The sequence below is a fragment of the Actinoplanes lutulentus genome (assembly GCF_003259845.1).
GTDB lineage: Bacteria > Actinomycetota > Actinomycetes > Mycobacteriales > Micromonosporaceae > Actinoplanes > Actinoplanes lutulentus.
The window spans coordinates 162,364-186,719 of sequence record NZ_QLMJ01000023.1 but is presented as its reverse complement, the minus strand read 5'-3'; the positions used below and the strand labels follow the sequence as shown (position 1 = coordinate 186,719).

The 24,356-nt window shown below is 68.1% G+C and carries 19 protein-coding genes; 13 read left to right on the top strand and 6 right to left on the bottom strand.

Features of this window, described 5'->3' with window-relative positions:
- Positions 1–5: 5 nt before the first annotated feature.
- Positions 6–1,391: a cytochrome ubiquinol oxidase subunit I gene (locus B0I29_RS38110; protein WP_111654032.1), complete on the bottom strand. Its 1,386-nt coding sequence runs from the start codon at positions 1,389–1,391 to the stop codon at positions 6–8.
- A 172-nt stretch (positions 1,392–1,563) separates the two neighbouring features.
- Here B0I29_RS38110 and B0I29_RS38105 point away from each other — a divergent pair, with 172 nt between their 5' ends.
- Together B0I29_RS38105 and B0I29_RS38100 are read left to right on the top strand one after the other, a co-directional pair.
- Positions 1,564–2,343 (top strand): FAD binding domain-containing protein, encoded by a 780-nt coding sequence (locus B0I29_RS38105; RefSeq protein ID WP_111654031.1) that lies wholly within the window; start codon positions 1,564–1,566, stop codon positions 2,341–2,343.
- A complete protein-coding gene (locus tag B0I29_RS38100) occupies positions 2,340–4,910 on the top strand; it encodes a molybdopterin-dependent oxidoreductase (RefSeq protein ID WP_111654030.1) in 2,571 nt (856 codons plus the stop codon). Before B0I29_RS38105 ends, B0I29_RS38100 begins: the two co-directional genes overlap by 4 nt.
- Here B0I29_RS38100 and B0I29_RS38095 read toward each other — a convergent pair.
- Entirely contained in the window at positions 4,907–5,869 is a 963-nt protein-coding gene (locus tag B0I29_RS38095; RefSeq protein ID WP_111654029.1) for a GlxA family transcriptional regulator, read from the bottom strand. The two genes, B0I29_RS38100 and B0I29_RS38095, sit on opposite strands and share 4 nt — an antisense overlap.
- Positions 5,870–5,959: 90 nt before the next feature.
- Between B0I29_RS38095 and B0I29_RS38090 the strand changes: the two genes are divergently transcribed.
- Complete coding sequence (locus B0I29_RS38090) at positions 5,960–6,901, top strand: proline dehydrogenase family protein (RefSeq protein WP_111654028.1); 942 nt, start codon at positions 5,960–5,962, stop codon at positions 6,899–6,901.
- Between the two features lie 19 nt (positions 6,902–6,920).
- Here B0I29_RS38090 and B0I29_RS38085 read toward each other — a convergent pair whose 3' ends face one another.
- Positions 6,921–7,736, bottom strand: a complete 816-nt coding sequence (locus B0I29_RS38085) for a hypothetical protein (RefSeq protein ID WP_111654027.1) — start codon at positions 7,734–7,736, stop codon at positions 6,921–6,923.
- 107 nt (positions 7,737–7,843) lie between these two features.
- Between B0I29_RS38085 and B0I29_RS38080 the strand changes: the two genes are divergently transcribed.
- Complete coding sequence (locus tag B0I29_RS38080) at positions 7,844–9,529, top strand: L-lactate permease (RefSeq protein WP_111654026.1); 1,686 nt, start codon at positions 7,844–7,846, stop codon at positions 9,527–9,529.
- A gap of 80 nt (positions 9,530–9,609) precedes the next feature.
- The gene (locus tag B0I29_RS38075; protein WP_111654025.1) at positions 9,610–11,271 is read left to right on the top strand and encodes a GGDEF domain-containing protein; all 1,662 of its coding nucleotides are present in this window, start codon (positions 9,610–9,612) and stop codon (positions 11,269–11,271) included.
- 609 nt (positions 11,272–11,880) lie between these two features.
- Here the strand turns inward: B0I29_RS38075 and B0I29_RS38070 are convergent.
- Positions 11,881–12,678 (bottom strand): helix-turn-helix transcriptional regulator, encoded by a 798-nt coding sequence (locus B0I29_RS38070; protein ID WP_245973101.1) that lies wholly within the window; start codon positions 12,676–12,678, stop codon positions 11,881–11,883.
- A gap of 50 nt (positions 12,679–12,728) precedes the next feature.
- On the opposite strand from B0I29_RS38070, the gene B0I29_RS38065 reads away from it, so the two are divergent.
- Complete coding sequence (locus B0I29_RS38065; protein WP_111654023.1) at positions 12,729–13,151, top strand: DUF2000 domain-containing protein; 423 nt, start codon at positions 12,729–12,731, stop codon at positions 13,149–13,151.
- Between the two features lie 180 nt (positions 13,152–13,331).
- On the opposite strand, the gene B0I29_RS38060 is transcribed toward B0I29_RS38065, so the two are convergent.
- Complete coding sequence (locus tag B0I29_RS38060) at positions 13,332–14,624, bottom strand: ROK family transcriptional regulator (protein WP_111654022.1); 1,293 nt, start codon at positions 14,622–14,624, stop codon at positions 13,332–13,334.
- A 351-nt stretch (positions 14,625–14,975) separates the two neighbouring features.
- Between B0I29_RS38060 and chvE the strand changes: the two genes are divergently transcribed.
- The 7 genes from chvE to B0I29_RS38025 all read left to right on the top strand — a co-directional run bounded on the left by chvE (position 14,976) and on the right by B0I29_RS38025 (position 23,818).
- Complete coding sequence (gene chvE / locus B0I29_RS38055) at positions 14,976–16,094, top strand: multiple monosaccharide ABC transporter substrate-binding protein (protein ID WP_111654021.1); 1,119 nt, start codon at positions 14,976–14,978, stop codon at positions 16,092–16,094.
- A gap of 158 nt (positions 16,095–16,252) precedes the next feature.
- Complete coding sequence (gene mmsA / locus B0I29_RS38050) at positions 16,253–17,806, top strand: multiple monosaccharide ABC transporter ATP-binding protein (RefSeq protein WP_111654020.1); 1,554 nt, start codon at positions 16,253–16,255, stop codon at positions 17,804–17,806.
- Positions 17,803–19,032 carry a multiple monosaccharide ABC transporter permease gene (gene mmsB, locus B0I29_RS38045; RefSeq protein WP_181558186.1) on the top strand — a complete coding sequence of 410 codons (1,230 nt, stop codon included), beginning with the start codon at positions 17,803–17,805 and terminating at the stop codon, positions 19,030–19,032. The genes mmsA and mmsB overlap by 4 nt, the downstream gene beginning before the upstream one ends.
- 227 nt (positions 19,033–19,259) lie before the next feature.
- Positions 19,260–19,853, top strand: coding sequence for a Crp/Fnr family transcriptional regulator (locus B0I29_RS38040; protein WP_146617036.1), 594 nt, complete (start codon positions 19,260–19,262; stop codon positions 19,851–19,853).
- Positions 19,854–19,944: 91 nt separating this feature from the next.
- Positions 19,945–20,688, top strand: coding sequence for a hypothetical protein (locus tag B0I29_RS38035; RefSeq protein ID WP_111654018.1), 744 nt, complete (start codon positions 19,945–19,947; stop codon positions 20,686–20,688).
- Positions 20,685–22,823, top strand: coding sequence for a hypothetical protein (locus tag B0I29_RS38030; RefSeq protein WP_111654017.1), 2,139 nt, complete (start codon positions 20,685–20,687; stop codon positions 22,821–22,823). The genes B0I29_RS38035 and B0I29_RS38030 overlap by 4 nt, the downstream gene beginning before the upstream one ends.
- Positions 22,820–23,818 (top strand): hypothetical protein, encoded by a 999-nt coding sequence (locus B0I29_RS38025; protein ID WP_146617035.1) that lies wholly within the window; start codon positions 22,820–22,822, stop codon positions 23,816–23,818. Before B0I29_RS38030 ends, B0I29_RS38025 begins: the two co-directional genes overlap by 4 nt.
- On the opposite strand, the gene B0I29_RS46435 is transcribed toward B0I29_RS38025, so the two are convergent.
- On the bottom strand, positions 23,815–24,330 hold the full coding sequence (locus tag B0I29_RS46435; protein WP_111654015.1) for a Pycsar system effector family protein: 516 nt from the start codon (positions 24,328–24,330) through the stop codon (positions 23,815–23,817). The two genes, B0I29_RS38025 and B0I29_RS46435, sit on opposite strands and share 4 nt — an antisense overlap.
- Positions 24,331–24,356: the final 26 nt, after the last annotated feature.

Genomic DNA, 24,356 nt, shown 5'->3' with positions numbered 1-24,356 from the left:
CCCGATCAGTAAGCGAAGGCGAGCGGTTTGTCTTCAGAATCCGGAGTGTCCGGTTCAAGCGCCGGGGCGCCGGCTTTCGCGTACTTGATGAAGAGGCCGAACTCGATCACCGCGAGGATTCCGTAGAGGACGGTCAGCACGATCAGACCGGTCGCGGCCTCGGCCGTGGAGACCGACGGCGACCCCGATTCGGAGGTCTTGAACAGGCCGAAGACCGTCCACGGCTGCCGGCCCATCTCGGTGAAGATCCAGCCGAACGAGTTGGCGAGCAGCGGCATCGCCACCGTCGAGACAGCGGCGATCCACAACCAGCGGCTGCGGGACCGGCGTTCACCCCGGTTGAACCAGAGCGCGGCAGCCGCGATCAGCATGGCGAGCCCGCCGAAGCCGATCATCAGGCGGAACGACCAGTAGGTGACCGGCACGATCGGGCGGTAGTCGCCGGCGCCGTACGTCTGCTCGTACTCGGCCTGCACGTCGTTGATGCCCTCGACCTCGCCGCTCGGCGATCCGGTCGCCATGAAGGACAACAGCGACGGGATCCGTACGCTGTAGAGCTCCTCGTCGCCGTTGAGCGAGCCGATCGTGAAGAGCGAGAACGACGCGCTGTCGGTGGTCTCGTAGAGCGCTTCGGCGGCGGCCATCTTCATCGGCTGCTGCTCGGTCATCACCCGCGCCTGGATGTCACCGGTGATCAGCACACCGACCCCGGCGATGAGAACGACCCAGGCGCCGAGCCGCAACGAGGGCCGGAAAACCTCCGATTGATGGTCACGGCGCAGGTGCCACGCGCTGACCGCGAGCAGCATCGCGCCGGCGGTCAGGAAGCAGGCGGTCAGCGTGTGCGGAACCGTGACGAGCGTTGTCGAGTTGGTCAGCACCGCGCCGATGCTGGTCAGCTCGGCACGGCCGTCACCCATGGTCCAGCCGACCGGGTGCTGCATCCACGAGTTGGCGGCCAGGATGAAGTACGCCGAGAGCATCGTCCCGATCGAGGCGGTCCAGATCGTGGCGAGGTGCACCTTCTTGGGAAGGCGATCCCAGCCGAAGATCCAGAGCCCGAGGAACGTGGACTCGAGGAAGAAGGCGAGCAGCCCCTCGATCGCCAGGGGAGCGCCGAAGATGTCCCCGACGAACCGGGAGTACGCCGACCAGTTCATCCCGAACTGGAACTCCTGCACGATGCCGGTGACCACACCGATCGCGAAGTTGATCAGAAACAGCTTGCCCCAGAACCTGGTGGCCCGCAGGTAGTGCTCCTTGCCGGTGCGGACCCACGCGGTCTGCAGCCCGGCGACGAGGGCGGAGAGCCCGATCGTGAGGGGGACGAAGATGAAGTGGTACACGGTGGTGATGCCGAACTGCCACCGCGAAAGATCGAGCGCGTCCACTGACGTCCTTTCCGCGAAGTCCCACCGAGCCTTTCCGGTGGGGCGGGCGAAGATCAGGGGCGAAGGACGCGCGCGGCCCGGGCCGAAAGTCCCATCAATGTTTCGAGTTGGTTAACTGAGGCATGCTCGCGGATGGTCAAGATCGGAAACACACAGCTTGTAGCGTACGAACGTGGATCTGAACACCGTCACCGAAGTGATCAGTCCGGCCGGTCCCGGCGCCTGGCGTCCCGGCGACGCCTGGCTGGGCGGCGGCACCGCGTTGTTCGGTGAGCCACGACCGGACGTGCGGCGCCTGCTCGATCTGACCGCCGCCGGCTGGCCCGCGCTGACGTTTGATGACGACGGCTCTGTCGAGATCGCCGCCACGTGCACGGTCGCCGAGCTCAACGAACGCCTCGGCAAGCACGACATCGTCCGGCACTGCTGCCACGCCTTCCTGGCCTCGTTCAAGATCTGGAACGTGGCGACCGTCGGCGGGAACCTCTGCGCCGCCCTGCCGGCCGGCCCGATGATCTCGCTGAGCGTCGCGCTCGGTGGCACCCTGCTGCTGATCGGCCCGGACGGGACCGAGCGCCGGGTGCCCGCCGCCGCGTTCGTGACCGGCGAGGGGACCACGGTGCTGCGCGATGGCGAGCTGCTGCGGTCCATCCACCTGCCGGTGGCGGCGCTGACCTCGCGTACCGCGTACCGTCGTGGATCTTTGCACCGCCATGGGCGTTCGGCGGCGCTGGTGATCGGCAGGGTTGATGCCGAAGGCATCGCACTCACCGTGACCGCCGCGACCAGCCGGCCGTATGTTCTTCGATTCTCCGGGACGTCGCATGATCTGGAAGCGGCACTCGAAGCCATTCCTGCCAGTGAATACGTGGATGACGTGCACGGCCGGCCGGTCTGGCGGCAGCACCTGACGCGCCATTACGCAGCGCAGATCCTTGCGGAGCTCTCATGATCGAAATTAACGGAACGTCACACGACCGCGCGCCGCGACCGGGCCAGTGCCTGCGCACCTATCTGCGCGACGAAGGCTGCTTCGGCGTCAAGAAGGGCTGCGACGCGGGCGACTGCGGCGCCTGCACGGTCCACGTCGACGGCAAGCCGGTGCACTCCTGCGTCTACCCGGCGTTCCGCGCCGAGGGCCGCAGCGTCACGACCATCGAGGGTCTGGGATCGCCGGACGCGTTGCATCCGATGCAGCAGAGCTTCCTGGACGCGCAGGGTTTCCAGTGCGGCTTCTGCACCGCCGGCATGATCATGACCTCTGCCGCGCTCTCCGCGGAACAGCGCGAGGATCTGCCACGCGCGCTCAAGGGAAACCTCTGCCGGTGTACGGGATACCGCTCGATCGAGGACGCGATCTGCGGCCGATCAATCGAGTCATGCGCGGGCTCGAAGAACGCCGTCGGATCCAGCCTCGGCGCCCCGGCCGGTCCGCAGGTGGTGACCGGGACCGCGCGCTACACCTTCGACCTGGACGTTCCCGGCGTGCTGCACCTGAAGGCGCTGCGGTCGCCGCACGCGCACGCCCGGATCGTCTCGGTCGACACGTCCGCCGCGCTCGCGGTCCCCGGCGTCGAAGCCGTGCTGACCCACAAGGACTCACCGGACCGGCTCTTCTCCACCGGCCAGCACGAGCGGGAGGCCGAGGACCCGTACGACACCCGGGTCCTGGACGAGGTGGTCCGGTTCATCGGGCAGCGGGTCGCCGCGGTGGTGGCCACCTCCGAAGCCGCGGCGGAGGAGGGCTGCCGGCTGCTGCGGGTCACCTACGAGGTGCTGCCCGCCGTGATCGACCCGGAGCTGGCCTCCGCTCCCGGCGCGCCGGTGATCCACGCGGACAAGGGCGTCGACGAGGGCATCTGCCGGGCCGAGAACAACGTCATCGGGGAGCTGCACGCCGGCATCGGTGACGTCGAGGCGGGATTTGCCGCCGCCGACGTCGTCTACGAGGAGACGTTCCGGACGGCCCGGGTGCAGCACGCCAGCCTGGAGACGCACGGCGCGGTCGGCTGGCTCGACGACGACGGCCGCCTGGTACTGCGGTCCAGCACGCAGACCCCGTTCCTCACCCGCCGGGCTCTCGCCCGGCTCTACGACCTTCCGACCGATCGGGTACGCGTGATCGCCGGGCGCGTCGGCGGCGGTTTCGGCGGCAAGCAGGAGATGCTCGTCGAGGACCTCGTCGCCCTGGCCGTGCTGCGGACCGGCCGGCCGGTGAAGTGGGAGTTCACCCGCTCCGAGCAGTTCACCGGCGCGACCACCCGGCACCCGTTCGTGGTGACCGTGAAAGCCGGCGCCACCACGGACGGCACCCTGACCGCGCTGACCCTGAACGTCCTCAACAACACCGGCGCGTACGGCAACCACGGCCCGTCCGTGATGTTCCACGGCTGCCACGAGACGGTCGCGGTCTACCAGTGCTCGAACATCCGCACCGACGCGGTCACGGTCTACACGAACACCGTGCCGGCCGGGGCGTTCCGCGGGTACGGCCTCGGGCAGGTCACGTTCGCCGTCGAGCAGGTCCTCGACGAGGTGGCCCGGCGCATCGGCATCGACCCGGTCACGTTCCGCGAGCTCAACGTGGTCCGCGACGGCGACGACCTGACCGCGCCCGGTGAGCACGTCGAGGACCTGGGGATCGCGAGCTACGGCCTGGACCAGTGCCTCGACCACATCCGATCGTCGACCGCTGGTGACGGTGGCGAAGCCGCGCCCGAGGGCTGGCTCGTCGGTGAGGGTATGGCGATCGCGATGATCGCGGCCGGTCCGCCCGGCGGGCACTTCGCCGACGCCACGATCAAGCCGCTCGGCGACGGGCGGTACGAGCTCTCCGTCGGCACCGCCGAGTTCGGCAACGGCAGCACCACGGTCTTCGCGCAGATCGTCGCCGACGAGCTGTCGACCAGCCCGGACAAGGTGGTGATCCGGCAGTCCGACACCGACGTGGTCGGCCACGACACCGGCGCGTTCGCGTCCACCGGCGTGGTCGTCGCCGGGCGGGCGGTGCTGCGGGCCGCGCGGGCCCTGCGCGCCGGCGCCGCCGTGGGCACCGGGCACTTCGACGGCACACCCCGGTCGGTGGCGTTCAACGCCCAGTGGTTCCGGGTCGCGGTCGACCCGGACACCGGTGACCTGCGGATCCTGCGCAGCATCCACAGCGCCGACGCCGGAACCGTGATGAACCCGGCCCAGCTGCGCGGCCAGATCGAAGGCGGCGTGGCCCAGGCGATCGGCGCCACCCTCAGCGAACACGTCGACATCAACGCGTCCGGCGAGGTGACGACGACCGTGTTCCGGCAGTACCACCTGCCGACGTTCGCCGACATCCCGCGTACCGAGGTGCACTTCGCCGACACCGTCGACGCGATCGGCCCGCTCGGCGCGAAATCGATGAGCGAGAGCCCGTTCAACCCGGTCGCCCCGGCTTTGGCCAACGCGATCCGGGACGCGATCGGCGTACGCATGACCGATCTGCCCTTCACCGCCGACAAGATCTGGCTGGCGATGCAGGGTTAGTCTCTCTGGTCCGGACGGCCGCGGAACGTCCGGCGGTAATCGTGCGGCGTCGTGCCGAGGCGCCGGACGAAGTGGTGGCGCAGCGTGTCCGCCGAACCGAACCCGGTGCGTGCGGCGATCGCGGCGACCGGCTCGTCGGTGTTCTCCAGATGCTGCTGCGCCAGCAGGACGCGCTGACCGGTGAGCCACTGCAGGGGCGTGGACCCGGTCTCCTGCAGGAAGCGCCGGGCGAAGGTACGCGGTGACATGTGCGCCCGGCGGGCGATGCCGTCCACGGTCAGCTGCTGTTCCAGGTGGGACTCCATCCAGGCCAGGGTCGGGGCCAGCCGGCCGGTCCGGTCCTTCGGGCTCGGCCGCTTGACGTACTGGGTCTGGCTGCCGTCGCGGTGCGGGGGAGTCACCATTCGCCGGGCGATGTCGTTGGCGACCGCGCTGCCCTGCAGCTTGCGGACCAGGTGCAGGCAGGTGTCGATGCCCGCGGCGGTGCCGGCGCCGGTGATCACCGGGTCCTCGTCGACGTAGAGCGTGTCCACCTCGACCCGGCTGCGCGGGTACCGGCGGGCCAGCTCCCCGGCATAACGCCAGTGGGTGGTGCACCGGCGTCCGTCCAGCAGCCCGGCCTCGCCGAGGACGAAGGCGCCGGAGCAGATGCTCAGCACCCGGGCACCCCGCGCGACCGCGATCCGCAACGCCTCGTACAGCTCCTCCGGCTGCCGCACGCCGGGATCGGTCGCCGGTACGCCGATGAGGTCGGCCGACTCCAGCCGCTCCAGTCCGTGTTTCGCCTCCACCGCGAAGCCGTGCCGGGTGGGCACACTGGCGCCGGTGGCGGAGACCAGCGCGAAGTCGTAACCGGGCAGACCGTCGTCGCGGCGGTCGATCCCGAAGAACTCGCAGAAGACCCCGAGCTCGAACGCGTGCGCGCCGGGCAGCGCGAGAACGGCGACATCGCGGAGCACGGGGCCTCCTGTCGATCAGTGGCAGGAATTGCAGGATAGTCGGCGTTCCTGCCACTGTCCGCCGGGCGGCGCTCCCGCGAGGCTGGTCCCATGACGACCACGGTTTCGGAAACCCTGCGTGCTCTCGCCCTCGACGAGGAGCTCAAGTGGCGGGTGCCCGCCGACCCGCTGCTCGGCCCGATCGCCCGGCGGGTGGCCCGGCGCTTCGTCGCCGGTGACAGCCTCGAGGACGCGCTGCCCCGGGTCGCCGAGATCCTCGCGGCCGGGCATCGTGCCAACGCCGAATACCTGGGGGAGAGCTGCCGCGACCCGCAGCGGGCCACCGCCGAGACCGACGTGTTCGTCGACGCGGCCCACCGGCTCGCACCGGGCTGTTCGGTGTCGCTCGACCTGTCACACATCGGCCTCGCCATCGACGAGGAACTCGCCCTCGGCAACGCCACCCGGATCGCCGAGGCCACCGCGGCGACCGGGCGGGAGATGATCATCTCGGCGGAGGGCTCCGAGCGCACCGATGCGATCCTGGCGGTGCACCGCCGGCTGTCCGAGCGTTTCGGCCACGTCGGGATCACCGTCCAGGCGCGGCTGCACCGCACCGCTGGGGACCTGCCCGCGCTGCTCGGCCTGCCGGGCCGGATCCGCCTGGTCAAGGGCGCTTTCCTGGAACCGGAGACACACGCCTGGGCACGCGAGGACCCGGCGATGACGGCCGCCTATCTCCGGTACGCCGAGATGCTCGCGGACGCCGGCCACTCCTGCTCGTTCGCCACCCACGACTGGGACCTGATCCACCGCGTCGACGCCCTGCTCGGCGCCGGCCGCGAGGACGCTCCCTGGGAGTTCGAGACGCTGCTGGGCCTCGGCCCCGACCGCCTCACCGCGATGGCCGGCCGCGGCCACCCCACCCGCGAGTACGTGGTCTTCGGCACCGAGTGGTGGCTCTACGTCTGCAACCGGCTGGCCGAGGACCCGCAGCGCCTGCTCACCGCCGTCGTCGACGCCGGAGGCCCTCTCCACGCCCCAGCCCGGTGACGATCGTGCCGGCTCGTGGTCAGCCGATCTCCAGGACCGGGCGGGCGGGGGTCTCGCCGACCAGGCCGCCGTCGTAGACGGCCTCGCCCAGCTCCGGCTCGCGGTACGCGGTGGCGAGCGTCAGCCAGCTCAGGAAGTCGCCGTATCCACCGCAGAGCGCCGAACCGCCGTCACCGCCGCAGAACACCGCGGGGTCGGCGGTGAACTCGGCGGCGTACGGGTCGTGGGCGATCACCAGGCCGAACAGGTTCGGCTCCTGGATCAGCGGGACCTTTCCGTACGGTTCGCCGTCCGGGTTGTCGTCACCCCACCGGTACAGCGTGGTGGCGCCGGCGGCGCACGCGTGCTCCCACTCGTCGGGTGAGGGCAGCCGCAGGCCCTGTGCGCGCAGGCCGTTGATCAGCCAGGCGTGGTCCTGGTCGTCGTCGTCCTCGGTCAGCTCGACCAGGTCGTCCGCGGCCGCCGCGCCGGCTGCCACCAGCAGGGCCGGCAGGGTGACCTCGCGGGACGGTGACGTGGTCTCGCCGATGTGGCGGTGGATCGGGCCGTCCAGGTTCCACTCCGCGGCGGCCTGCTCGAAGCCGGCCAGCTGACGGGCGCTGGGCGTCCACCCGGCGGGGTCGAAGCCGAGCCTGACCGTGCCGCCCGGGACCAGGACTAACCGGGTTCCGTCACGGTCGAACGACGCGGTGCGGGCACGTCGTCCCGCGTACCCATGGAGTTTGATCTGCTCGAAGCGCGACCCGGTCTCCCGGGCGATGGCCGCCGCGGTCCGCGCGGCGGCCTCGTCGGAAAGGCCCTGCCATGCGGCGACGGTGAGGTCCGCGTGCGTCATGCGGGGATCATGCCAGGCGTTCCCGTCGGCGCACCTCGATGGTCGCCCGTGTTGCGGTTCGCGCGCAGAGGGCTAGATTGCGGTCAAGAGGGGATCGATAGCTCTGGATGGTTCTCATGTTCGAACAGTTCAGGATCGTGACCGACCCGGTAGCCGGTTCCGTCGGCCTGTCCGCGATCTTCGCCTCGTTGTCGCTGCTCACGCTCTTCCTGCTGCTCGGTGTCCTCCGGATGCGGGCCTGGATGGCCGGCCTGATCTCGCTGGGCGTAGCGCTGGTCGTCGCGGTCGCCATCTACGAGATGCCGGTCGGCCAGGCGCTGCTCTCGGCGAGCGAGGGCGCCGCGTTCGGGTTCTTCCCGATCCTGTGGATCGTCCTGAACGCCATCTGGGTCTACAACCTGACCGTGGTGAGCGGCCACTTCGACGTGCTGCGCCGCTCGATGGAACGGGTCAGCCCGGACATGCGGATCCAGGCGATCATCGTGGCGTTCTGTTTCGGCGCGCTGCTCGAAGCGCTCGCCGGGTTCGGCACGCCGGTGGCCGTCACCGTGGTCATGCTGATGGCGCTCGGCTTCCGGCCGCTGCACGCCGCCGCGGTCGCGCTGATCGCCAACACCGCCCCGGTCGCGTTCGGCGCGCTCGCCACCCCGATCGTCACGCTCGGCACTGTCACGTCGGGAGCGCTCGGTGATCCCCGGCTCAACACCGACACGCTCGGTGCGATGGTCGGCCGGCAGACCCCGATCCTGGCCGTGATCGTTCCACTGGTCCTGGTAGCGGTCGTCGACGGCCGCCGCGGCGTGAAGCAGACCTGGCCGGCCGCGGTCGTCGCCGGTCTGGTCTTCGGGCTGGCCCAGTTCGTGGCGTCGAACTACATCTCGGTTCCGCTCACCGACATCGTCGCGTCGCTGGTGTCGGCAGCGGCGGTGGTCCTGCTTCTGCGCATCTGGCACCCGGCGGAGTCCCCGGACCTGCACGCCTCACCGTCGGAACCCGATCAGGTGGCTCCCTCGTCGGGGACCACCAGGCAGGTCGTGCGCCGGGACGCGCCCGCCGAGGTGGCTCGCGCCTATGCGCCCTACCTGATCATCATCGCCATCTTCTCGATCGCGAACCTCGGCCCGATCAAGGAAGCCCTCGCCACCGAACCCTGGACGGTCGTCTTCCCCTGGCCCGGCCTCGACATCATCGGCGCCAACGGCAAGCCCCTGGCCTCGACCAGCTTCACCTTCGGCTGGCTTCCCGCCGCCGGCACTCTCATGATCCTTGCCGGGATCCTCACGGCGGTGGTCCTTCGCATCGGCCCGCTTGCGGCCCTTCGAGCGTACGCACGAACGTACGCCGAACTCCGGCACGCCATCGTGACGGTGATGGCGGTCCTGGCGCTGGCGTACGTCCTGAACCAGTCCGGCCAGACCAACACCCTGGGTGAGCTGTTCGCGGCGGCCGGTGGGGTGTTCCTCTTCCTCTCGTCGATCCTCGGCTGGATCGGCGTGGCCGTGACGGGCTCGGACACCTCGTCGAACGCCCTGTTCGGCGCGCTGCAGGTGCAGACCGCCGCGAAGGCCGGCCTGGACCCGCTGCTGCTGGCCGCCGCCAACTCGTCCGGCGGCGTGCTCGGCAAGATGATCAGCCCGCAGAACCTGGCGATCGCCGCCTCGGCCGTGGGCATGGCCGGCAAGGAGGGCGACCTCTTCCGCCGGGTGGTCGGCTGGAGCCTGGTGCTGCTGCTGTTCATGTGCGTACTGGTCACGCTGCAGGGCACGCCGGTTCTGGGGTGGATGATCCCGTGAGATTGGTTTTGTCGGACTCTTGATCGCGCCCGCGCTTGATGGTTCCCTGAGCTGTGCGCGCGGGCTGCCGATGGACAGGCGTGGAGGATGATCTGCACGCGGCCGCGATCGAGGAGGCCTACGCGCTGATCGAGGCGGCCCAGGGCGAGATCGGCCTGGCCGAGATCGACGCCGCGGCGGTCCGGCTGGCCCGGCCGGCCTGGGGCGACGTGCGGCTGCTGCTGAGCTTCGCCCGGTCACTGGCCGTGATGGAGGCCGGCGGCGACGACAGCGAACACATCCGCGCCATGATCGAACAGGCCGCCGAGCTGGACGAGCCGGCGCTGACCGCCCTGGCCCTGGCCGCGAGCGCCGGCCGCCGAGCCGCCTCGAAACACCCCCTGGACCTGGCCGGATCCGCGGCGAGCCCGCTGGTCCGCGCGGTAGGCCTGCTCGACCACGCGGGCGGGCCGAAAGCCCACCGTGTGTCCGCGTTCATCGAGCTCGGCTGCGTCTCGCACACGCTCGGCCTCTGGGAACTGGCGATCGAACACTACGACCAGGCCGACCACGCCCTGGCGGAACAGCCCTCGCCGGCGTTGCGGGGACGTCCGGACCGGACGTCGCAGCGCCAGAGCATCGTGCTGGCGATCAACCGGATCGAGCTGGTCGCGGACTGGGCCTGCGCCCACGCGATGATCGGCGACTGGGAGGCGGCGGCCACCCGAGCCGCGACAGCGTTCCCCACCGCCCCAGCGCCCGTCGCGGAGCCAGCGCCTGTCGCCGTCGCGGGGCCGGCGCCTGTCGCGGGGTCGGCGCCCGTTGCCGTCGCGGGGCTGATGCCTGTCGCGGGGTCGGCGCCCGTCGCCGTTGCGGGGCCGGCGCCTGGGGAGGGCATTGAGCCGTTCACCGACGACTGGCCGCCGAGCTGGGCCGAGCAGTACCGCGGGCACCTTCACCTGCTGTCCGCCCTCGCCGGCATCGAGGCGCCGCCGGTGACGGGCACGATCGGCGAGTTCGTCACCCTGCTGGCGGCGGTGATCCGGGGGACGGTGCGTGTCGACGACCCTGAGTCACTCGTACCCGAGAAAGTCACAGGTGTGCCGCCGCATGCCCGCATGCTTGCCATGCGCCTGGCCGCGGAGCGCGCCGGCGCGCCGGAGATCGCCCTGCGGTACGCCGACGAGCAGGCGACGCTGCGCTGGAACGACCGCCTGCACCGGGTGGCGAACGTCCGCTCGGCGATCGCGGTGGAACGCCGACGGCGCGAACACGACCAGCTGCGGCTGGATCTGCTCACCGACGAGCTGACCGGGCTGGCGAACCGGCGGGGCTACCACGCCTACGTCGACGACCACGCCCGGGACGCGGGCGCCTACGCGGTGCTGATGGTCGACGTCGACCACTTCAAGGGCGTGAACGACGGCTTCGGCCACGACGTCGGCGACCTGGTGCTGGCCCGGATCGCCGGAATCCTCGGCGAGCATGTCCGCCAGGGCGACCTCGCGGCGCGTCTGGGCGGCGACGAGTTCGTGGTGATCCTCGCCGACATGCCGGACGGCATCCCGGCCCAGCGCGCCCAGCAGATCGTCGACGCGGTCCGCGGTTTCACCTGGCGCGACCTGGCCGCCGGGCTGTCAGTATCGGTCAGCATCGGCGTCCACCACGGCGGCGGCGCGGAGCTGCCGGGCCTGCTCACCGGGGCCGACCGCAACCTCTACCACGCCAAAAACCGAGGCCGAGGCCAAGCCGTAACCCACTGACCAACCGCAGCCGAAGCCCACCGCCGCTGGAGCCCGCTGCCGCTGCCGCTGCCGGAGCCCGCTGCCGCAGCCGCGCCGCAGCTGCCGTCGTTCGATGCCGCTGCCGGCGCTCGCAGCTGCCGTTTCGGTATCGCATTTGCCGTTCGGTGCCAGTTGCCGCGGTTGGCGGCTGTTGCTCGCCGCCCTTGCGCCTCCGCGCCCTGCTGACCTTGGGCTTGCCTCGGCGCCCTAGCGATCTTGTGAGTTTGTGCCGCGGCGCTGGCCGAAAACTCACAAGATCGGCTCTCTGAGCCGCCGCAGGGCTCGCAGCATTGGCCGTCCCCGGCCTCGCGCCTGGAATTGTGCGACTTTGCGACGCGGTGCCGACCGGAAACTCACAAGATTGATTGTCTCTCGCCGTGCCGCGCGACCTTGTGAGTTATTGCCTCCATGCCAGCCGCAAACTCACAAGATCTCGACCGGGGGCGGCGGGGGCGGCTGGGCGACCGGGCGATCCGGGTGGGTGGCGATCCGCGGGGGTGCGGCAGCCTGGGTTTTGGGTGGGTGGCGGGGCTGCGCCGGGGTTGTCAGGGGCGGTTGAGGAGGCTTGGCGGGGCTGTCACTGGGTTCTCAGGGGTGGGTGAAGTGGCTTGGGGGGACGCCCAGGATGCGTTTGAAGTGGCGGGTCAGGTGGGGCTGGTCGTAGAAGCCGGCGTCCGTCGCCGCCGCCCGCAGGGGGTGGCCGGCGACGATCATGCGGCGGGCCAGGTCGACGCGGCGGGAGATCAGGTACTGGTGTGGGCTCATGCCGAACTCGCGCCGGAACGAGCGGACCAGGTGGGCCGGGTCGAAGTGCAGCTGGGCCGAGGCCGCGCTCAGCGGCAGGCCCTCGACGATGTGCTCTTCGAGCAGGTCGCGCAGGCCATGCGCGGCGTCGCGGGTGGGCGCGCTCGGTGCCGCGGGATCGCCCAGGTGCGTGCGCAGCCTCTCCAGCGCCACGGCCAGCAGCGCCTCTGCCGCGGCCTCTTCTTGGGTACGCAGAACGCGGTGCACCGATGAGACCAGCCGATGCAGCGTCCGGTCGGTGATCGCCGGAGTGTCCACCGAGGCGCCGATCAGGCGTTGGGGGAGCAGGTGCGGCTCCAGGTACAGGACCCGTTTGCGAAAACCGCGCGGGCCGGCCGCGGTGCCGTTGTGCGGGACCTTCGGCGGCAGCAGGGTGACCAGGTCGCCGTACGCTCCGCGCTCGTGGCGGTCCAGGTCGTAGCGGACCGCGCCGTCGTCGACGAGCAGCACCGTCCAGGCGTCGTGGGCGTGCATCGGATAGCCGTGCTCGCCGAAACGGGCGTGCAGCACCTCGACGACACCGTCCAGCGGCGGCCGCCAGGCGTCGATCTGCGGCCCGGGAAATCCTGAGGCAGCGGGCACGTCAAAATCGTACAAGACCTGGTGGGTACGGCCGGACGACGATTCCGGGCATGAACACTCCGCTGCGTTTCGCTACCAAGATCGCTGTGCTGCTCCGCGACGACCTGGCGGTCTGGCAACGGCTCAACGTGACCGCGTTCCTCGTCAGCGGGCTCGGCTCGGCCGTCCCCGAGGTGATCGGTGAGCCGTATGTCGACGGCGGGGACGTGAGTTACCTGCCGATGTTCCGGCAGCCGGTGCTGGTGTTCGAGGGCGGCAAGGAGACGCTGACCGCCGCGCACGGGCGGGCGCTGGCCCGGGACGTGCAGCTGTCGATCTTCACGGCTGATCTCTTCGCGACCGGGAACGACGCGGACAACCGGGCCGCCGTGCGCGCGGTCTCGACCGGGGAACTGGATCTTGTCGGGCTGGCTGTCCACGGGCCGCGGGTGGCCGTTGACAAGGTTCTCCAAGGGGCGACTATGCATCGATAATCGGGTTCTTCGTGCGTACCCACGCAATGGAGAAGGACCCGGCAGGGAGCCGGCGGCGAAGCGCCGGGTCTAAATGCTGTGATTTGCCGGTTAGTTGCCGATAAGCCATCTGTGACGGTTCTCTCGGCGATGCGGACGTCCCGGCCCCCAGGTGGGCCGGGACATCACTGTGCGCTGGGATCAGTTTCGGACAAGCCAGCGGATCGGGTCGTTGATGACGTCGCGGACGACCGAGCGTGCCGCACCGAGCGCGGGCGCCTCGGCGCCGTAGACCGCGGGGCGGACCTCGGGGCGCGCCCAGCGTGCGCCGACGAATTGAGCCTGGATTTCGCGCTCGACCTCGGGCCCGATCCACGGGGCGAGGTCGCGGTAGATGCCGCCGAGGACGATCGTGCCGACGTCGAGCAGGTTGAGGCAGCCGGCGAGCGCGAAACCGAGCGTGCGCCCGGCGGTCGCGAGCGCGGCGAGGGTGGGTGCGTCGCCGGCGCGGGCGCGATCGGCGATGAGGTCGGCGGTCGGGCTGACGCCCAGCGTGGTGCCGGCGCCGGTCATGATGTTGGTGGCTCGCAGGATGGCTTCGTGCCCGGCGTAACGTTCGAGGCAGCCACGCCGGCCGCACGGACATTCGGGGCCGTCGCGGTCGATCGTGAGGTGGCCGATCTCGCCGCTCCAGCCGTGCGATCCGCGGTACAGCGTGCCGTCGAGCACGATGCCGGCGCCGACGCCGATCTGGCCACTGACGTACAGATAGCTGGCGCCCGAGCGGAGCAGGTCCTCCTCGGAGAGCGCCGCGAAGTTCGCCTCGTTGTCGAGCGTGGCGCGCTCGCCGTGCACGTCGGCCGGGAGGACCTCGGCCACGTCGAGGTCGTGCCAGCCGAGGTTCGGCGCGAGGGTCACGGTGGCGCCGCGACGATCGACGATGCCGGGGACCGCGACCGCGCTGCCGCAGAGGGTGAGCCCGAAGGACTCGGCGGCGTTCTGCGCGCCGCGGGCGAGCCGGGCGATCCGGTCGAGCACCTCGCGGGTGTTCTGTCCGCGCTGGTCCTCGGCGACCACGTGCTTGTAGCGGACCGCGCCGGTGAGGTCGACGACGCAGACCGCGGTGTAGTCGACGTTGACGTCGATGCCGAGACCGGCCGGGCCGTCGGAGCGCAGGCCGAGGGCGGTTCCGGGGCGGCCGGCCCTGGTGTTCTTCCGGGCCTCCTTGACTTCCCGGACGAGGCCGCCGGCCATCAGCTCCTCGATGAGCGAGCAGGCGGTCGAGCGGTTCAGGCCGGTCGCTGTGGAGATGCCGGCGCGGGAGATCTCGCCGTCGTTCTCGGCGACGTTGCGCAGGGCGAGGGCGAGGTGGGCGGCCCGGGGGTTGACGCCGCGCTTGACGACCTTGGTCGTCGTGGCCTGCGCGGCTTTTGTCGCGGTTGCCTGGTGCCCGTTGGTCGCGGTTGCCTGGTGCCCGTTGGCCGCGGCTGGCATCGCAGCTCCTCTCGCGCTTCGTGTCGTCACGATAGCGGTCCGTGCGTGGACACCCCTCGGCGCATTAGTCGGAGTCGACAACAAATACTATGGCCCGCACCTCGTCACGGGCCGTGCTGTCGGGCTGTGCAGAGCCCCAGGTATTTATCCAGTTCAGTACCTTGATCACGGGTCTAGATTTGAGGCGGCGCTCACAGGCAGTGTTACGGAGCCGTTACGGATCACCACGTGCACGACGTTCGCTGAGGCGTATGTTGTGTGAACCAACAAATAGACTCCGGCAGCTATCGGTTGCCGGTCTTGAAGTCGGCCCGCAGAGCTGCGGGCCCGATAGGGAAAGGAGACGTCGAGGTGTCCAAGAACTTCCGGGTTCTCGCGGCGGTCACCCTGGCCGCGACTCTGGCCGCGGCGTCGGGTTGCAGCAGCAGCCGCGATAGCGACGACAGTTCCAGCTCGAGCAGCTCCAGCAACCTGGTCGGCATCGCGATGCCCACCAAGAGCCTCGAGCGCTGGAACAACGACGGCGCCAACCTTGACGCGCTGCTGAAGAAGGCCGGCTACGAGACCTCGCTCCAGTACGCCGACAACAAGGTCGACCAGCAGATCACCCAGCTGCAGAACATGATCAACCTGAACCCGAAGGTTCTGGTTGTCGCCTCCATCGACGGCACCGCGCTCGGCCCGGTCCTCGAGAAGGCCGCGGCGCAGAAGATCAAGGTCATCGCGTACGACCGCCTGATCAACTCGACCGCGAACGTCGACTACTACGCGACCTTCGACAACTACCAGGTCGGCAAGCTTCAGGGCGAGTTCATCGTCGACAAGCTCGGCCTGGCCGACGGCAAGGGCCCGTTCAACCTCGAGCCCTTCGCCGGTTCGTCGGACGACAACAACGCCAAGTTCTTCTTCTCCGGCGCGTGGGACGTCCTCAAGCCGTACGTGGACAGCAAGAAGCTGGTCATCCCGTCCGGCAAGAAGCTGGCGTCGAACGACGACTGGAAGAACGTCGCGATCGACGGCTGGACGTCGCAGAAGGCCCAGTCCGAGATGGACAACCGCCTGAACTCGTTCTACACCGGCGGCAAGAAGGTCGACGTCGTTCTCTCCCCGAACGACTCGCTGGCGCTGGGCATCGAGCAGTCGCTCGAGTCGCAGGGCTACAAGCCGGGCACCGACTGGCCGATCATCACCGGTCAGGACGCCGACCTGGCGAACGTCAAGAACATCCTGGCCGACAAGCAGTCGATGACGGTCTGGAAGGACACCCGCACCCTGGGTGAGCAGGTCTCCAAGATGGTCGACCAGATCATCAAGGGCGAGACCGTCGAGACGAACGACACCGAGACCTACAACAACGGTGTCAAGGTCGTCCCGTCGTACCTGCTCCCGCCGGTCGTCGTCACCAAGGACGACGTGAAGACGAAGCTCGTCGACTCCGGCTTCTACACCGCCGACAAGCTCGGTCTGTAACGCCCCTCAGCTCTTGCTGGGACCGGCCGGCTGGGTTTTCTGTGATCTCGCAGCTTCGATCTCGCAGTTTTGATCTTGCGTTTTGATCTTGCGTTTTGATCTTGGAAGATCCGGCCGGCCAAGGCCCCGGTCCGACCCCCTACAGCAAGCGAGTTGTGATGGCCAACGACAACACCCCGATTTTGGAAATGCGGGGTATCACCAAGACCTTCCCGGGCGTCAAGGCGCTCTCGGACGTCACGCTGAGCGTGAGCCGCGGGGAGGTCCACGCCATTTGTGGCGAGAACGGCGCGGGTAAGTCGACCCTGATGAAGGTGCTCAGCGGTGTCTACCCGTACGGCACCTACGACGGCGACATCGTCTTCGAGGGCGAGGTCAGCCGTTTCAAGACGGTCCGTGACTCCGAAGAGCTCGGCATCGTCATCATCCACCAGGAACTGGCGCTGAGCCCGTACCTCTCGATCGCCGAGAACATCTTCCTCGGCAACGAGCGGGCCAAGGGCGGCGTCATCAACTGGGCGCAGACCAACCGGCAGGCGTCCGAACTGCTCGCCCGGGTAGGCCTCAGCGAGGCCCCGGACACCAAGATCATGGACATCGGTGTCGGCAAGCAGCAGCTCGTGGAGATCGCCAAGGCGCTCTCCAAGAAGGTCAAGCTGCTCATCCTCGACGAGCCCACGGCGGCTCTCAACGACGAGGACAGCGCGCACCTGCTGGACCTGCTGCGGCACCTGCGGGATCAGGGCATCACGTCCATCATCATCTCGCACAAGCTGAACGAGATCGCGGCGATCTCCGACAACACCACGATCATTCGTGACGGTCAGAGCATCGAGACCCTCGACATGCACGGCGCCGAGCCGATCACCGAGGACCGCATCATCCGGGGCATGGTCGGCCGCGACCTGGCCCACCGGTACCCGGACCACACGCCGAAGATCGGCGAGGAGGTGCTGCGGATCGAGGACTGGACCGTGCACCACCCGAACGACTCCTCCCGGGTCGTTGTCGACCACGCCAGCATCAACGTGCGCGGCGGCGAGATCGTCGGCATCGCCGGACTGATGGGCGCCGGCCGGACCGAGCTCGCGATGAGCGTTTTCGGCCGCAGCTACGGCACGAACATCTCCGGCAAGGTCTTCCTGCACGGCAAGGAAGTCTCGCTCAAGACTGTCGACGCGGCTATTCAGCACGGTCTCGCGTACGCGACCGAGGACCGCAAGCACTTCGGCCTGAACCTGATCGAGGACATCAAGCGCAACACCACCTCGGCCAACCTCAAGCGGATCTCCAAGCTGGGCGTGGTCAACGCCTCCGAGGAGATCACCTGGGCCGAGCGGTTCCGTAAGGACATGAAGACCAAGGCGGGCAGCGTCGACGCCATCGTGGGCAAGCTGTCCGGCGGTAACCAGCAGAAGGTCGTGCTCAGCAAGTGGCTCTTCACCGAGCCCGAGGTGCTGATCCTCGACGAGCCGACCCGAGGTATCGACGTCGGCGCCAAGTACGAGATCTACGAGATCATCAACAAGCTCGCCGACGCCGGCAAGGCAGTCATCGTGATCTCTTCCGAGCTGCCCGAACTGCTCGGCATCTGTGACCGGATCTACGCGATGAGCCAGGGTCGCGTCACCGGACAGATCCCCCGCGCGGAGGCCAACCAGGAGAGCCTCATGCGTTTCATGACCCAGGAGAAGAGCGGAGCAACGCGGTGAGCGCTTCCACCACTCTGGCGCAGCCGTCGGCAGCGCCGGACCCCAGCAAGAAGAACGACGGCGGGTCCCTGAAGAGCTACCTCGGCCAGAACCTGCGGCAGTACAGCATGATCGGCGCGCTCGTCGTCATCGTGGTGCTGTTCCAGATCTTCACCGACGGCAAGCTGCTGCTGCCGAACAACGTCGCTTCGCTGATCCAGCAGAACGCGTACGTCTTCATCCTCACCATCGGCATGGTGATGATCATCGTGGCGGGTCACATCGACCTGTCGGTCGGTTCGGTGGTCGCCTTCGTCGGCGGCGTCACCGCGCTGATGATCACGGATCATGACATTCCGTGGCTGCTCGCGGTCGTCCTCGCCGTCGTGCTCGGCGGTGTGGTCGGCGCCTGGCAGGGCTTCTGGGTCGCGTACGTCGGCATCCCCGCGTTCATCGTGACCCTCGGCGGCATGCTGATCTTCCGTGGTCTGGCGATCGTCCTGGTCGGCACCACGGTCGCCGGCCTGCCGAGCGGCTTCAACGACATCAGCAACGGTTCGCTGCCGGCCGCCCTCGGGTACCTGGGCAACCTCGACGGCCTCACCGTGCTGATCGGCGTCCTCGCGGCCGCCGGCATCGTGATCAGCCAGATCCGCACCCGCCGGGAACTGGTCAAGAACGACCTGCGCGCCGAGCCGTTCGCCGCGTTCATCGGCAAGCTCGTCGTCTCGATCATCGTGGTCGGTTACATCACCTACCTGCTGGCCTCCAGCGCCGGCGGTACCCCGATCGTGCTGATCATCGTCGGCGCCCTGGTGCTCATCTACACGTTCGTCATGAACAACACGGTCTTCGGCCGCCACGTGTACGCGATGGGCGGCAACCTGCCCGCCGCGATGCTCAGCGGTGTGAAGACCAAGCGGGTCAACTTCATGCTCTTCGTGAACATGGGCATGCTCGCGGGTGTCGCCGCTGTCATCACGACGTCCCGGGCGGGCTCGGCCGTCGCGGCGGCCGGCACCAACTTCGAGCTCGACGCGATCGCGGCGGCGTTCATCGGCGGTACGGCGGTCAACGGTGGCGTCGGCAAGGTGACCGGCGCGATCATCGGCGCGCTGATCATGGGCGTGCTGAACATCGGGCTGTCGATCATGGCGGTGGACGCTGCGTGGCAGCAGGCTTTCAAGGGTCTGGTGCTGATCGCGGCGGTCGCTTTCGACATCATGAACAAGCGCCGCTCGAAGTAGCTCGTCGGTAGCGTTTGGTTCGCTTGCGGCTTCTGCACAGCGCCGACCGGCTTTGGCCGGTCGGCGCTGTCGTGTTTCGGCGCAACGTGACCTATCGATGTCTTTCGGTGACAATGGTGGCACGCCGGTTCGACTCCGTGGGGTGATCCACCATCGGTCTGACACCGTCCCTGCTGCCTACCGAATTACGGTCGCGAGTATCTGAGCTGCTGCCGGGCGGCCGTGTGGTGAGTTACCGGCCTCGCGGCAAGATCTTCGGCGAGGGTGACCCGTCGGATCGCATCGCCATCGTCCTCCGCGGCGTTGTCAAGATCACTGCTGCTACCGCGAACGGCCGAGAGGCTCTGCTGGGTCTTCGCGGCATGGGAGAGATTGTCGGCGAACTGGGGGCGATCTACGGCAGCCCGAGGGCCGCGAGCGTGTGGGCGCTCAACCTGGTCCAGGTCCGGCTAATCCCGGCCTCCACGTTCCAGCGCTGCCTGCTCGACCATCCGGACGCCATGCTCGCCGTCCTGGGCGCGGTCATCGCGAGGTTGCGAGAATCTGATCGGCGACGACTGGAATTCACCGGTTCCGACGTTCTCGAACGCGTGAGCATGCTCCTCGCTGAGCTGGCCCGAACGCACGGCGAGACAGCGGCTGACGGTTCGGTATCAATTGCGCTTCCGCTGTCCCAGGAGGAGATCGCCGGTGCCACTGGCGCGTCAAGGGAGGCGGTGGCCAAGGCATTCCGCAGGCTCCGGGCCATTGGCGCGGTGGCCACCGCGCGGCAGCGCATTGTCATCTTGAACCGGCAGGCGCTGCACATGCGGGCTTCCTGAATCGGTTGCTCTGAACCGGTACTCGTACACAGACGGCGTGGCCCTTCCTTCGGTAGGCATGGCGGAGTCCCGCCTTTGAAGGAGTTGTCACGTGGACGAACAACGTCATTCCTCCATCGTCGTCCTCGACGTGGAGAAATCAGGGCAGATGTCAGTCCCGGAGAAGGGGCAGGTACGCGAGGAGATCTACGCCATGTTGCGGGGTGCCTGCCTGGCGAGCAACATCTCGGCCGACGCGGTGACCCAGGAAGACCGCGGCGACGGCGTCTACCTACTGGTCTCCGCCGACGTGCCGAAGAGGAGAATCGTCGGCCCGTTCCTGGACCTGCTCGACGAGACCCTCGCGGACCGCCGTGTCGGTGCGGTGAGGCTTCGCCTGCGAGTCGTGGTGAGTAGCGGTGAGGTAGCAATTGATCGTTATGGATCTATGGGTCCGGCGGTCGACGCGGCCTTCGCCGTTCTCGATGCCTCCGTACTCAAGCAGACCCTGGCGGTGAGTCCGTCGGCCAGGATGGTGGTGGCCATCGACGACGACCTCTACCGGAGCGTAGTTCGGGGCCACACGTCACCCGATCCCACAGCCTTCCGTCTGCGAGACCTCAAGACCAAGGACGGAGTCCAGCGGGTCTGGGTGACCGCTACCGGAACGGAGATCCAGCCGGCGATTCCGGGGAACGAGACGCTGCCGGCGAGCTCCTCGAGGGCACGAGCGCACGGACCTGACATGACAGTCCACAACGGTGGGCAGCAGTGGGAGGTCAACGGCGCCCATGCCCGCGTAGCAGGCAACGTCCATGGCGACGCCAACTTCGGCGCGGATCCGGCCGGCCGATGAACGAGGTCGGCCAGGACTCGAAGCCCAATCCTCAGCTGGACTCTCAACAGGCCTCGAAGGGTGTCAACAAGTTTGACGAGGGAGCGCCGGCCGCCCCTGATACCGATGACGGCGAGCCGTACGACAGCCGAGGCCTCGCCGAGAACATCGTGCGTGACGTGCGTGATGTGGCAACGTTGGGCCGAGCCCTGGACGACGCTACCCGCGCCTTCGGCCTACAGGTCAATCAACAGTTCAACATCTCTGGGGGTCTCGTTGCTCCCGGCGACGTCCCTCAGGAGCGATTGTCGGAGGCGACCCTGACCGGTGCACGAGACACCTTCGTGAGGCCGGGTGGCTTTGCTTTGGCCTGGGACCGGATGCTGGACCAGGACCTGATCCTTCTCCGGGGCCGGCCCGGATTCGGCCGGGAGTGCGCCGCCACCCACCTGCTCGACGCGTTCTGCGAGGCACGGGTGTGCAGGCTCACCGGTGGGCGGCCGGCAGACCTGCGCGCTGACGATCTGACACCCGGGTATGGATACATATGGACGGGTCTGACCGCGGACGGCGTCGGCACGCGACAGCTGGAACGGGTTCGCGACCTCGTCCATGAGCGAGCGTGCCGAATGGTTCTCATCTGGCCCCGCGACGCCGTGTGGGAACACGCTATGGCCGGCCACTACTGCGACCTCACTGAGTTCCCGCCATTCGAGGAGATCCTTTCGCGGCACCTGAGACATGGCATCGGTAGCGAACTCGAAGGGCAAGCCGAGGACCTGTTGAACGACGCACGGGTTGTTGCTGCGAGCGCCAGGATCAGTGCCGCCGATGGAGCCGCCGCACTAGGCAGAGCTCTGCGTGAGGTTGTCCTTGGCCGTAGCGAAGTCGAAGAGGCACTCGAAACCGCCGCCGCCAGCACCCGCTCCGCCGCGGACTGGTTCATCGACCTTGAGAACCGCACGGATCGGGTTTTCGCGTTGGCACTCGCCACTCTGAACGGGTTGCCGTATCCGGTGGTGGTGTCGGGTGCGCGGACGCTCGACGAGCGGATACAACGAAGCGAGGACCGGGAGAACCGGTCGTGCATCCGACCTTTCGATCGACCCGCGCGTCAGCTGCTCCGAGCGGTCGATGCCGTTCGCCGTCCAGGAACTAGGGAGACCGCCTACGGCGTCGTACCGACGGAGGAACTGGTCTCGAGACGTGACGACTATTCGCGGCGCATGCTTTCTGTGCTGTGGGAGGACTATCCCTACCTGCAGGACATCTATTTGGAGTGGCTCGACGAGTTGGTTAAGGGCGCGGACCCCTACGTTCGCGAGCGGGCTGCCTTTGCCGCCGGAACGTTCGCGGACAAGGACTTCGAATACGTATGCCGCCGGCTCCTGCTCAACTGGTCCGCGAGCGATCGCTGGACGGAACGCCGCGCGGTCGGTACGGCATTGCGGGTGCCGGTGCTCGGCCGCCGCCTGCATCAGAACGTCTGGGACCTGCTGGAACACTGGTCGTCGCCGGGGGACACCACTGGCGACCAGCGGCGCCGGATCACTGCTGCCGCGGCCCTGGGCGGTCCCGTCGGCGTAACCGATGTTCCGCGCGCCCTCGACGTGATCGGACGGAAGCTTCTGGAGCGTCGGCCGGGTGATTACGTGGAGCGGCTGTGGAACGCGGTCGCCTACACCGTCGCCGAACTATTCGGTGACGGCAGCACCGATGCCGGGGAAGCGGTACTCCGCCACATGGCCGATTGGGCGGCGTGGCCCGAAGCGGGACAACGGGACGCCGCTGTGCTCGCGCTGATCGCGTTGTTCTCCAAACCGCCGGAGGAGCACCGGGCGCCGTCCGTACTCCGCGCTGTCGCCGCAGGTGAGGACCGCCTGGTACTGGTCGCGGATCTGTGGCGGGTCGCGCTCAACCACCCGACGATGGCTGGGACTTCGGTCCAGGCGTTCCGCACGCTGTCCAACAACGTTCCTGACAGCGGAGAGGGCCTCGACGAACTCGTCTGGCTCGTCGGGAGAGTCCCGCGAACACGGCGTGAGCTCAACACGCTTCGCTACGAGGTACGCCATTGGGGTGATCCGGACGGGCCCGCGCCTGCGGTCGTCAAGCGGATAGCCGCACGACTCGACGAGTGTGAGGTTTCGGTGTGAACGGGCAGCCGAGTTTCGATCCCATCATCCGCGAGACCTTGACGCCGGTCCTTTCCTTCGGAACGGAGCCGACAAGCAGGGGCAACGTCGTCATTGTTTACCGCTGTGCCGGGAATGAGACGCCGCGTAGGAGTGTGCCATCGTTCGGAACGCGGCTCCGGACGGCCATCTGGCAGTACGAGGTGGACTCCGCCAACCATCCAATCCCCATGACGCTGCGGTTGCCTGCCAAGGAGGAAGCTTTCTTCTTCACGGTCATGGTGGCGCTGGTCTGGGCGGTGTCCGATGCGGTCGAACTCGTGCGCAGTGGCGTTCGTGACGTCAAGCCGATCATCTGGGGAACCCTCGATCCCGTGCTGCGAGCGGTCAGCCGCCAGCACTCCATCGAAGACAGCGGGCAGGCCGAGGCTGACATGGTCAAGGCGCTCGAAAAGGAGACAGGTGACATCAAGTACGGTCTGCGAATGGTCTTCCTGTCGGTCAATGTCCGGCCGGACAGCGCGGCCGAACGATATCTCGCCGAGCGTGAGGGATCACGCCGGGCCGGGGAACTCGCGCGGGACGAACACCGGCTCCAGATGCTGCGGGAAGGGCACGTTCACGAACTGAACGAGCTGAGCGGCAGGCTGGAAAGAGCCAGGGCCGACCACGAGATCGCCCTGAAGAGTCAGCGTGCCGACTTCTATCGCACGGCGCTGCGCGGCGACAACTACGATTTCGTGGTTCTTCAACTGATCGAGCATCCGGAGGACATCACCGGTGTCGTGGAAATGCTCAACAGTGGCAAGGAACGTTTCTTCGACAAGGCCCGGATGGTAATCACGGACCTCCTGAAGGGGAACCTGGTCAACGCCGCCGACATGGACCCGCTGCGTGAGGATGCGATCAACCAGTTGCGGACCGCGTTGGACATCGCGTCCCCGCAGCGACGGGTCATGATTGAACGGGAGCGACAGTCATTGATCGAGAAAGAGCGGATCATCAAGGATGTCTAACCCGCCCAGGCGGACAGGGCCAGCCAGAGCAGCGTCGACGTCATTGTCACGAGACTGCTGAACATCGCTCTGCGCAACCACCGGTACTTCTCCACGGCGATCTCTGATAGCCGCGCTGCCTGCTGCCAGACGTCCGCGATCTGCCGGTCCGAGGATCGGGTACAGAGCACCTCATCGGCGGACATCAGGGCAAGGGAGGGGAAAGAAATGCGGTTCGGGCCAGACGGTCCTCCCAATCTGCGAATCCGCGGCATCTGCGTCATAGCGAGGAGAGTGATCGACAAAAGAACTGTCGTCAGACAGAAGCAGAAGAGCAGGACGAGCGCCTGACGACTGACGATGTGGACAGCTCGCGCGGCCAGGACACTGACGGCGAGGGCCTGGAGTGCGGCGAGTGCTCCGGCCTTCGCGTCGGCGTATCGGATGGACTGGTTGGTCTCCGTGATGGTGTGGAGGCCGATTGTCAGATCATGGTCGGAGCCGGACTGTGCGCGAACACGATGGGCATTCATTCCTCCAGCAAAGCCGCGCCTAGAAA

Excerpts from the sequence above, each read along its gene's own strand:
- B0I29_RS46435 (WP_111654015.1), bottom strand. The coding sequence starts at position 24,330 with ATGAATGCCCATCGTGTTCGCGCACAGTCCGGCTCCGACCATGATCTG.
- B0I29_RS38090 (WP_111654028.1), top strand. The coding sequence starts at position 5,960 with ATGACGACCACGGTTTCGGAAACCCTGCGTGCTCTCGCCCTCGACGAG.
- B0I29_RS38065 (WP_111654023.1), top strand. The coding sequence starts at position 12,729 with ATGAACACTCCGCTGCGTTTCGCTACCAAGATCGCTGTGCTGCTCCGC.
- B0I29_RS38080 (WP_111654026.1), top strand. The coding sequence starts at position 7,844 with ATGGTTCTCATGTTCGAACAGTTCAGGATCGTGACCGACCCGGTAGCC.
- mmsA (WP_111654020.1), top strand. The coding sequence starts at position 16,253 with ATGGCCAACGACAACACCCCGATTTTGGAAATGCGGGGTATCACCAAG.
- B0I29_RS38085 (WP_111654027.1), bottom strand. The coding sequence starts at position 7,736 with ATGACGCACGCGGACCTCACCGTCGCCGCATGGCAGGGCCTTTCCGAC.
- B0I29_RS38030 (WP_111654017.1), top strand. The coding sequence starts at position 20,685 with ATGAACGAGGTCGGCCAGGACTCGAAGCCCAATCCTCAGCTGGACTCT.
- B0I29_RS38060 (WP_111654022.1), bottom strand. The coding sequence starts at position 14,624 with ATGCCAGCCGCGGCCAACGGGCACCAGGCAACCGCGACCAACGGGCAC.
- B0I29_RS38100 (WP_111654030.1), top strand. The coding sequence starts at position 2,340 with ATGATCGAAATTAACGGAACGTCACACGACCGCGCGCCGCGACCGGGC.